The organism is Flavobacterium amniphilum (genome assembly GCF_023634845.1).
Lineage (GTDB): Bacteria > Bacteroidota > Bacteroidia > Flavobacteriales > Flavobacteriaceae > Flavobacterium > Flavobacterium amniphilum.
The window spans coordinates 60,705-70,147 of record NZ_JAMLJL010000019.1 but is presented as its reverse complement, the minus strand read 5'-3'; the positions used below and the strand labels follow the sequence as shown (position 1 = coordinate 70,147).

11 protein-coding genes are annotated in these 9,443 nt (G+C 36.2%); 3 read left to right on the top strand and 8 right to left on the bottom strand.

What is annotated here, in order from left to right:
- Positions 1-220: 220 nt before the first annotated feature.
- Positions 221-685 carry a tyrosine-type recombinase/integrase gene (locus tag NAT51_RS17110; protein WP_317245664.1) on the bottom strand — a complete coding sequence of 155 codons (465 nt, stop codon included), beginning with the start codon at positions 683-685 and terminating at the stop codon, positions 221-223.
- A gap of 133 nt (positions 686-818) precedes the next feature.
- A complete protein-coding gene (locus tag NAT51_RS17105) occupies positions 819-1,277 on the bottom strand; it encodes a phage integrase N-terminal SAM-like domain-containing protein (protein ID WP_250600863.1) in 459 nt (152 codons plus the stop codon).
- Positions 1,278-1,700: 423 nt separating this feature from the next.
- Between NAT51_RS17105 and NAT51_RS17100 the strand changes: the two genes are divergently transcribed.
- From NAT51_RS17100 to NAT51_RS17090, 3 genes are all read left to right on the top strand, one after another.
- Positions 1,701-2,432, top strand: a complete 732-nt coding sequence (locus NAT51_RS17100; protein WP_250600861.1) for a hypothetical protein — start codon at positions 1,701-1,703, stop codon at positions 2,430-2,432.
- A gap of 65 nt (positions 2,433-2,497) precedes the next feature.
- Positions 2,498-2,827, top strand: coding sequence for a hypothetical protein (locus NAT51_RS17095; protein ID WP_250600859.1), 330 nt, complete (start codon positions 2,498-2,500; stop codon positions 2,825-2,827).
- 660 nt (positions 2,828-3,487) lie between these two features.
- Positions 3,488-4,450, top strand: coding sequence for an acyltransferase family protein (locus NAT51_RS17090; protein WP_250600858.1), 963 nt, complete (start codon positions 3,488-3,490; stop codon positions 4,448-4,450).
- Here NAT51_RS17090 and NAT51_RS17085 read toward each other — a convergent pair.
- From NAT51_RS17085 to NAT51_RS17060, 6 genes are all read right to left on the bottom strand, one after another.
- Positions 4,447-5,220 carry a dienelactone hydrolase family protein gene (locus NAT51_RS17085; RefSeq protein WP_250600856.1) on the bottom strand — a complete coding sequence of 258 codons (774 nt, stop codon included), beginning with the start codon at positions 5,218-5,220 and terminating at the stop codon, positions 4,447-4,449. The two genes, NAT51_RS17090 and NAT51_RS17085, sit on opposite strands and share 4 nt — an antisense overlap.
- 94 nt (positions 5,221-5,314) lie before the next feature.
- Positions 5,315-5,689, bottom strand: coding sequence for a DUF6252 family protein (locus NAT51_RS19705; RefSeq protein WP_317245662.1), 375 nt, complete (start codon positions 5,687-5,689; stop codon positions 5,315-5,317).
- Between the two features lie 47 nt (positions 5,690-5,736).
- Positions 5,737-6,222 (bottom strand): hypothetical protein, encoded by a 486-nt coding sequence (locus tag NAT51_RS17075; RefSeq protein ID WP_250600855.1) that lies wholly within the window; start codon positions 6,220-6,222, stop codon positions 5,737-5,739.
- A 239-nt stretch (positions 6,223-6,461) separates the two neighbouring features.
- Complete coding sequence (locus tag NAT51_RS17070; RefSeq protein ID WP_250600853.1) at positions 6,462-7,415, bottom strand: P63C domain-containing protein; 954 nt, start codon at positions 7,413-7,415, stop codon at positions 6,462-6,464.
- On the bottom strand, positions 7,412-8,341 hold the full coding sequence (locus NAT51_RS17065; protein ID WP_250600851.1) for an IS1595 family transposase: 930 nt from the start codon (positions 8,339-8,341) through the stop codon (positions 7,412-7,414). The genes NAT51_RS17070 and NAT51_RS17065 overlap by 4 nt, the downstream gene beginning before the upstream one ends.
- A 323-nt stretch (positions 8,342-8,664) precedes the next feature.
- On the bottom strand, positions 8,665-9,441 hold the full coding sequence (locus NAT51_RS17060; RefSeq protein ID WP_250600849.1) for an ABC transporter ATP-binding protein: 777 nt from the start codon (positions 9,439-9,441) through the stop codon (positions 8,665-8,667).
- Positions 9,442-9,443 lie beyond the last annotated feature (2 nt).

Below are 9,443 nucleotides of genomic sequence, written 5' to 3'. Positions count from 1 at the left end.
TACAAATTGTCTTCACAATTATTTTGATGATAATCTCCAATTTGTATTGCTGAATATATTTTCATTTATTGATTTTCTGTCTTTTAAAATAATATGTCTTCTGTTTTCTGTTAACATAGCCCATAACTAATATATACACGCTACAAAATAGCGCATATCCATACACTGTGAGATGTATATACGCTATTTAGTAGCGCTTTTCAAAAATAGATAAAATAGTTTATAATTCATCAAAAGGACTTTTTATTAACTGAATACTTTTTGTACTTACATGGGTGTAAATTTCAGTAGTCTTACTGCTATTATGTCCAAGTAGTTCTTGGATATATCTTAAATCTGTTCCGCTTTCCAGTAAATGTGTAGCATAACTGTGTCTCAACCAATGTAAAGTAACAGGTTTGGTTATTGCTGCTTTTTTTAAGGCCTGCTTTAAGACCTGTTGCAAGCTTCTGGAATCATAAGGCATCCCTTGGTTTTGTCCCTCAAATAAAAATACCTTAGGCTTATACATCAAATAGTATTCCCTTAACATTATTAGTATTTTTTGACTCAAAGGTACAATTCTGTCTTTTTTTCCTTTTGCATTTTTTAACAGTACGATGTTGCGTTTTGAATCAATATGGATAGGTTGTAGCGCTAATAACTCTCCACATCGCAAACCACAGGAATAAATCATACTGAGCATCATCCGGTGTTTTATATTGCTGTGCACAGTAAGTATTGCTTTTATTTCTTCTTTACTTAAAATATTTGGTAGTCTTTTTTCCCTTTTTGGACGATGTATTTTGTCAATGTCAATTGTTACGTCATTAATAATTTTAAAATATAATTTTAAAATATAATTTTATAGCATTTACAATCTGATTTTGATAGGATATGGATAAATTATTCTTTAAAATGTATTCGTTATTGTATAAAATAACATCATCATTTGTGATGTCTTTTAAAGCTTTTGTATTGAAAAAAATTAAAAATGATTTTAAAGCACCACAATAAGTCGTAATTGTATTCTGACTGTAACGCTTTGACAATAGATGTCTTTCAAATGCTTTTATGCTAACAATTCCCTCAGAATTGAGAGCTAAAGTGTGAGCCAATGGGAGTTGGAATAACAATCGGTTGGTTTCTGTATCAGGCAAATGCCAATACTTTTTGCTTGGACTCCAACGGGCATCTTCAAAAGTTTTAATTTGCGAAATTAATACAGGACTTTTATCGAAATAAACAGCAATACGAGGTGCTCCTTTATGCAGTAAGATTTTGGCTTTCCAATTCATAATTAATGGCTTATATAAACACAAATATAAAAATTAACCTAAAATAATGATCTTAAAGTAATTTTTTTGAGGGGTTCTAAAGATTAATATGATAATTATACATCATAGAATGTAGTAGTATAAATAAATACCACTACATATTTCTACTGAATTTTCATTACGGTGGCTGAGCTTGGTTACTGAGCCTGTCGAAGTATCGAAGCCACAAATCTCCCCACTTTCCCCCTTAAATCCTTGCGGATTCCCGTAAAACCCAATATTCATGGTAGTTAAATCGGTGGCTGAGCGGAGCCGAAGCCACAATCCAATAATCGGACAATCGAACAATTTAAAAAAAATGGCACACCATTTGTAAGTCAATTCCTTCAAATGTAAAAGCGTAACGAGAGACGTTACGTAATCAACGATCAAAATATTTTAATCATGAAAACAAATTCAGAAACAGGACATTCAAAAAATGTCGCCAACTTCAAAGACCTGGTAAACTTAGTCAGCAGCTATGGCGCCGACTACAATCCGGCAAGAGCCAGCCTTAAAATCCCCAATCTCAACACCATCGCAACAAATGCACAAACAAGCCTCACAAGCGTTTCGGTAAAAAACACACAATACAACAATGCCGTCAACAATCGGTTCATTGCCTTTGAAAACCTGAAAAAGCTTTCGACAAGATTAGTCAATGCACTGGCCGTAACCGATGCACCCAAACAAATGGTCGACGATGCCAAAGGATTCAACCGCAAACTCCAGGGACAAAGAGCATCTGCCGTCGTGAAACAGGTAAATGAAAACGACCCCGCTCCGGTAACCATAAGCGCGAGCCAACAGTCGTACGACCTGCGCATCCAGCATTTCAGGAATTTAATCACCGTATTGGAATCCGAAGAAAGCTATAATCCCAATGAAAACGAACTCAAAATCGAGACACTTACTGCAAAACAAAGCGAACTCCTCGAAAGAAACAACGATGTCTCCATTGCCCATGCAATAATTCGTAATGCCAGAAATGCCCGAAACAAAACCCTTTACGAAGACAGTAACGGATTAGTGGATATCGCACTGGAAATTAAAAAATACGTCAAATCAGCCTACGGCGCAAACAGCATTGAATTCAAACAGGTAAACGCCATAAAATTCAGAAACATAGCAGAATAATGTAACCTATTCAAATAAAAACCTTGCAGCATTTGGATTTTTCCTCTCTGTTGCAAGGTTTTTTTATGCCATTTTGTGAACCGTTGGTACTGCACGGTAAATTATCGCTTCCGCACGGTCAATATTATCAAACGCACGATAAATTATCGCTTCCGCACGGTCAATATTATCAAACGCACGATAAATTATCGCTTCCGCACGGTCAATATTATCAAACGCACGGTAAATTATCGCTTCCGCACAGTCAATATTATCAAACGCACGGTAAATTATCGCTTCCGCACGGTAAATATTACCAAACGCACGGTAAATTATTGCTTCCGCACGGTCAATATTGCCAAACGCACGATGAATTATTGCTTCCGCACGATGAATTATGCTTACTACTCGTATAAAATTCCTTACTGCTCGATGTATTGTTTCACCTGCCACACAAAGTCATTGGGATTGCGAAGCATCGAAAGCTGTTTGAGTCTCTCGTCAGTTCGAGTGATTTTAGCGTAACATCGTGGAGGTAAAATTGTATCGAGAACCTTAAAGAAACAACCTCTCGATACATTTTTCTTCACTTCGTTCCAAAATCTCGTTATAGATAACGAGACGAGGAGACGTAAGCAATTCAAATCAGCGCTATCTGAGATTTAGTAGTTTTCCCTCCCGTCAAAGACATACGATAAACCCCGGCTTAGGACTCGCAGGCGAGGTTCCATTCCTTGCAGAATCCGTAAAAAGAAAAGCTGTCTGAACCCGAAGGGTGAGTTCTTTTCTTTTAGGATTCAAAAGGAAAATGGAACGCCGAGAGTCCAAGACTTGATTTTTTGCTGTGCCTCGGCCCTAGACGAGGTTTCTGCGTGTCTCGGCCTTAGACGAGACATCAAGGCAAAAGAAAAGAAATAAGCCGTATCCCTTTGCAAAAGGGATGAGGAAAAAAGCCTCTCAATACATTTTCTCCACTTCGTTACGAAAACACTCGAGGTGGCGTAAAAAGAAGAAGCATTGTGTAAGTAGTAAACTCTTTCTGATATAAAAATTACTAAAAAGATTATTTTTGCCCCATGCGTAACAACAACATCGACATCTTAAAAATCATTATGGCCTTTCTGGTTGTGGCCCTGCACATGTTCCCGGTCACAAAACTAAAAGGTTTAGAGGGATTAATATCATACGAAATAGCCAGCGGGATAACCCGTATAGCCGTACCCACCTTCTTTTTGATTTCAGGTTATTTCCTGCGGAATAAACTCAACGATACAGTCTATTTATGGAAGTATGCCAAACGAATCCTGTTGTTGTATGTGGTCTGGCAAATATTGTACCTCCCTGATTTACTGCATGCTTATAGATTGGGATGGTTCAAACAAACAGGCATGATTCTCAAACTGGTATACGGTTACTGGCATTTATGGTACTTACTGGCCACGGTATTGGCAGTCGGATTGTTATACACAGTACGGAACTGCTCACTGAAAACCAAATGGACAATCGTAACCATTTTACTCACCATCGGGTACGTTTTCCAGATCGCAATCCAGGCAGATTTGCTGCACCGCTACCTGAATGTCCAGTTTGTATATGAATTGATGGGAACCAGCCGCAATTACCTGTTCTTTGCCTTGCCAATGCTGCTCATCGGAACATTGTATGAATCCTGGAAACGGGCTGTTTCAAAACTAAAGTCTTTCTATATCCCTTTATGGATTGTACTCTTCGTTGAAGTTGGTCTGTACTATGCCTTCAAAGTAAAAGCCATGGATTTCCTGATCGTACTGCCGCTGTTGAGTATGCTTACCTTTCATATTGCCCATCAAGCCAAATCAGTCACAACCGGCACAGTAAGTTCCACGCTTTCGTTGGGAATTTACCTCACACACCCGTATGCCATACGGTTGGTCAGCGAATTCCTGCCACAAAAAACATTCGGCATCATAGTAGTAAAATACTTCTTGGTCTGTCTGACGGCAATCCTGTTTTGGTGGATACTGGATAAAATCAACAAGAAGATTCCGTATCTGTTCTAGTTCAGGATCTCGGCAAAGAAAGCTTTCATGGCTTCCCACGAACGTTTCGCTGCTTTTTCATTATAAGCAACCCCGGATGCTTTGTTACTGCCTGCGTTTTTGTGTGTGAAAGCATGAACGGCATCCGCATAATACACCATCTGCCAGTCGGCTTTAGCCTTATTCATTTCCTCCTGAAAGGCTTTGATATCCGCTTCGGGAACAAAGAAATCATCGGCACCGTGTAAAACCAGTACTTTGGGAGTGATAGGTGAAATGGTACGGGTAGCATCTCTCCCTAATCCGCCATGAAAAGAAACAATACCTTGGACTTTCATATTGCCACGGGCTGCCTCAATTGCACCTGATCCCCCGAAACAATACCCGATTACGGCTATCTTATCCGGATTGGCACCCGCTTTTACAAGTTGGTCAAGAGCTAATTGAATCCGTTTTTGGTATTCGGCATAATTGGTTTTATAGTATCCGGCCTGTTGACCGGCTTCTTTAGTGTCTTTTGGTCTTTTATCCACACCGTATATGTCGGCAACAAAGGTGATATAGCCTAATTTCGCCAGTTCAGAAGCATTCTCTTTGGCATTGTCGTCTATCCCCATCCAGGCCGGAAGCAATAAGACGCCGGCTTTATTTTTAAGTTCCTTTTTGGGTTGTGCCAATTGTCCTTCCAGTTTTTGTTCACCGTCAGAATAGGCTATGGGTTTTAACTGGGCTTGTGTTGTCATTATTGATAGAATTGTAATAATTGTGGAGAGAAAAGATTTTGCTTTCATGACTTTGTTTTTTGACGAACCTAAAGTTACAAAAGATTGTTATAAACAATAAAAAAAGGCTGACAAAACATTGTCAGCCTTTTTTTTTTGGGAATTAAAATGATCTGTCAGCTTTGAATTCACCATTGGTAATATTCACTGTTGTTCCTCCATTGTCACCACTGAAAGAAAATGTTCCTTTTACATAATCTTCCGTAACCGATGTAATGGTAATGGTTCCAGATGTCCCATCAATATATATTGACTCGCCTTCAGAAGAATAACTTGCGTTGTAAGTGTCTAAATTTGATGGAGTGTCAGTAATCGAATAGGTACCTGTAGTCACTTCATTGGGCATCCATAAAGAAATTCGTTTTAATGTATTGCCATTGCCGGTATAACCATCTACTAATGTTTTTGAGCTGGTTAGGGTTTGTGGCTCGTAGTTGTAGCTTTGACCTCCGACTTTAAATTTTAGGTAACTATATATAAGTTTACATAAACTGAACCTCTGTTTAATTATAATCAGGGGTTTGTTTATTTTTTCAGTTTTGAAAGATACATATAATCTATGTAATCATTATTTTTTGCAGATTTTAATTTTAAGTTGCTGCCTTCAAAATAATATTTAAACTTGCCAGAGTCTTCAATATATATTGAATCATTAGAGATGTATTTCCATTTAAAGACTTTTGGAGAATATCTATCTTTAGGCTTGATTATAAAAAGACCATCTTTACTAAATTCAACAGTTCCTTTTGATATTGTTACATAATCATCATTCATTATTAATTCTATATTCCATTTTCCAATAATATTTCTATTGAAAAAATTAAAACACCAATATAAAGGCAATATTATGATTAGTAGATATATTGGATTTCTCCTCATATAAGAAAAGATTTTATTTGTATTATATAATATAAACTTCCAAACAGATCCTAATTTCCACCCTAATCTCTTAAAGTTTATAGAAGAAATAAATGCCCATATTACTACCACAATAAAAATGATTATTTCCATAAGGTTTAAGATTTAGACACTTAAACCCAAAGTGAAGTTAATACACAAAAAAAGCGTGGGTTTATAACCATACCTGAATTCGAGGTTCTGGACAAACCCTACGCCAAGATAAGTTACACCCACGCCTAGGCATGAGCATAGTCTTATTATCACTTGGCGTAATTGAAATTGTCCAGATTCCGAATACCACGATAATAGCTAACGCTAATATTTTATTTTACTGCAACAAATATAATAATCTATTGCTTATTTTCTTTTGGATTCCAATCTAATCCTTTCTTAAGATTCTTATTGAAATCAGATAAATTTACTTTTTCTAAATCTTCTTCGTCAAACAGTTTTAATTGAGGGTCTTTATTATATTTCTCTTTAAATAGTTTTTCAAAAGTTTTTTTATCCTTTGATATTTCCATTAATAAAGTGACCTCAATTATTTGTTTTTTTAAATGCTCCCGCCCTATTTCAGGAGTTAAATTTTGATGCCATTTATATCTCCAATTACCTTTTAAAGTTTTACCAGTTTTCTCCTTTATTTTATCCAGAATACCTTCTGGCATTTGCTCATAAATATACTTAGTAGTTAAACTTCCAATAAAAGAGGGTTTATTTTTGATATACTTAGGAATAAATGGCAGTCCCCATAGACGATATACTTGTTTATAAAAATCATCCGTAAATGTCAATTGCCATTTAACAATTTCATCTGATATGTATGCATTTAAAATTTTCTGTAATTCAAACCTTTCCCTGTCATACTGATACCCAGTAGCCTCATCAACTAAAGCAATAATACCAACCTTTGCAAACGATCTTACAAGCATTTCACATTGATCGGCTACCATATTTTGCCTATCGGTTAGTTTTATATGTTTACGAGCCTCTAACATCCCATCACAAATATCAACTAAAGCCGTAGCTTCATATCCGTTTATTTTTTGATTCCCTTTATAACATTCTATTGAATCTATCCCGATGGTTTCTTCCTTTAAAATAAAGGGACTAAGAGATTTTTGGCTTATAAATTTTGATAATTGTCCCGATGTTCTGTCACCTTCACTAACCAATTTCAAAGCATCCTGCATTCCTCTTCCTGATAATATACGCGTTCCGTCTTGTAACACATAACAAGGAATAGATAATCCTCCTTCTCCTAATTTTATTTCGCCCTCATGAGATATAACGTTTTTTTTCATTGAATCAATTCTTTATAAGTTATACGATTTTCTATTCTGCCTAAAAACATATTGAATCTGTCATATTCAGGCATTTTTCTGCTATTGAATCTGAACACAAATTCATCAACATATTTTTGCATGTGTTTTCTGGACCACCAATTATAAATTCCGTTGTAGCCTCTTTTTAGTATCCCCCAAAATCCTTCTATACTGTTACTGTGTATTTCGTTGTTTTCAAAATTAACATATTGCCGTTTACCATGATCAACAAAATGATGGTCATATATTTTTTCTAATCCTCTGTAACCATGCCATTCATCTGATATTAAAACGCTATGATAAATTACATTTTTCTTGATGATTGGTTGTATTGTTTTAGACTGAGTATTATCTATTACAAAGGCTTTTACTATTCCATTTCTCTGAAGTAAGCCAAGCACTGGTGTTTTATCTTTATAACTTCTACCCTGGCATTGTTCAACCTTTTTATCATGATGTCGGTTTTTATTCTTTCCTCCAACAAATGTTTCATCAGCCTCTATAATCCCATCTAGAGGATAATTATCGTTATCGTCAACCCCAAAACAATTTCTTATTCGCTGTAACATAAACCATGCACTTTTTTGGGTAATGTTTAAATCTCGGGATAATTGTAAAGAAGAAATCCCTTTTTTATGAGAAGTCACTATCCATATAGCTAAAAACCATTTTTGCAACTCCAATTTAGTGTTGTCAAAAATGGTATTAGTTTTAACATTAAAATATTTCCCGGTGTTTTTACAACGATATTTGTTATTTTTACACTTATATATTTTGGATGAAGAATCGAATGGACTTATTACATTGCCATTCCAACGCAAAATTTCCAAATGATCAATGCATGACTGTTCATTTGGAAAATCTTTCACGATATCTAAAATTGATTTATAGTCCTTGTTAATCATCTCTGTATCAATTAATGATACATCAAAGTTAAGAACTTAATTACACAAATAAAAATTTATCCTGTGTAATTTTATATATAGTTGCCAAATTTTAAATACGTTGCGGATTCACTGCCTGATCCTTCGCCGTCAGATGAACAACCGGTTAGCAACAATGTGAATACCGCTAATAATCCGAATAATTTTTTCATGTCTTTTTCTTTAAATTTCTGAATCCGCAAAACTATAAGAAAATTCTTTTGAAACAGAAATTCAAATGTTAATATTTAGCTCAGTAAAAAACAGAAAGGGCAGGTGTTGTTATGGGTATAACAGGTAAAAGTTTATTTGAACAGGAACTTCCCTTTATCAGCATCAAAGGTAATGTCCTCATCATCAAAAAGGGTATTGAAGATTCCGCTTTCAATTAGTTTACAGGGATCGTCCTGAACAATATTGTTTTTGGTCATGACGATCATTTCATCACTTAATTGGATGGCCAGATCAATATCATGGGTAGAAAACAGAATGCATTTCCCCATTTCCTTTGATAAACGCTTCAATAATTTGAATAATGAAACCTTGTGGTGTAAATCAAGATGGGTGGTAGGTTCATCGAGTATAATCAATGGGGTGTCCTGTGCCAATGCTCTTGCGACCAATACTTTCTGTAACTGCCCGTCACTGATTTCATGGTGCTTTTTATGGCCAATTTCAGCAATGTTGGTCATTTCAATGGCATTGATGGTTTTTTCCATGTCTTCCGGAGCGAGTTTACCCACCCAGTTGGTGTACGGCTGCCTGCCTAATGAAACCAACTCATAAACGGTCAGGTTGCTGGGCGGTAATTTCTCGGTCAGTACCACACTCAGGTTTTGGGCTAATTCGGAAAGGGGGTAAGTGATGATGTTTTTATCATTCAGGAAAACCTCGCCGGCCAATGGTTTTTGTATCCCGGTGATGGTACGCAACAGGGTAGATTTTCCAATTCCGTTGGCGCCAATCAGTGTAATCAGTTTCCCTTCATGGAAATCGAGGTTCAGGTTTTCGGCTATGACCGTGTCTCCTTTTTTAGTGCGGTAGCCTATGCTGAGGTTTTGGGTATACAATACTTTCTTCATGA

Coding starts and splice junctions, on each gene's coding strand:
- NAT51_RS17095 (WP_250600859.1), top strand. CDS start 2,498: ATGCCATTTTGTGAACCGTTGGTACTGCACGGTAAATTATCGCTTCCG.
- NAT51_RS17105 (WP_250600863.1), bottom strand. CDS start 1,277: ATGAATTGGAAAGCCAAAATCTTACTGCATAAAGGAGCACCTCGTATT.
- NAT51_RS17065 (WP_250600851.1), bottom strand. CDS start 8,341: ATGATTAACAAGGACTATAAATCAATTTTAGATATCGTGAAAGATTTT.
- NAT51_RS17060 (WP_250600849.1), bottom strand. CDS start 9,441: ATGAAGAAAGTATTGTATACCCAAAACCTCAGCATAGGCTACCGCACT.
- NAT51_RS17110 (WP_317245664.1), bottom strand. CDS start 685: ATGCTCAGTATGATTTATTCCTGTGGTTTGCGATGTGGAGAGTTATTA.
- NAT51_RS17100 (WP_250600861.1), top strand. CDS start 1,701: ATGAAAACAAATTCAGAAACAGGACATTCAAAAAATGTCGCCAACTTC.
- NAT51_RS17090 (WP_250600858.1), top strand. CDS start 3,488: ATGCGTAACAACAACATCGACATCTTAAAAATCATTATGGCCTTTCTG.
- NAT51_RS17085 (WP_250600856.1), bottom strand. CDS start 5,220: ATGAAAGCAAAATCTTTTCTCTCCACAATTATTACAATTCTATCAATA.
- NAT51_RS17075 (WP_250600855.1), bottom strand. CDS start 6,222: ATGGAAATAATCATTTTTATTGTGGTAGTAATATGGGCATTTATTTCT.
- NAT51_RS17070 (WP_250600853.1), bottom strand. CDS start 7,415: ATGAAAAAAAACGTTATATCTCATGAGGGCGAAATAAAATTAGGAGAA.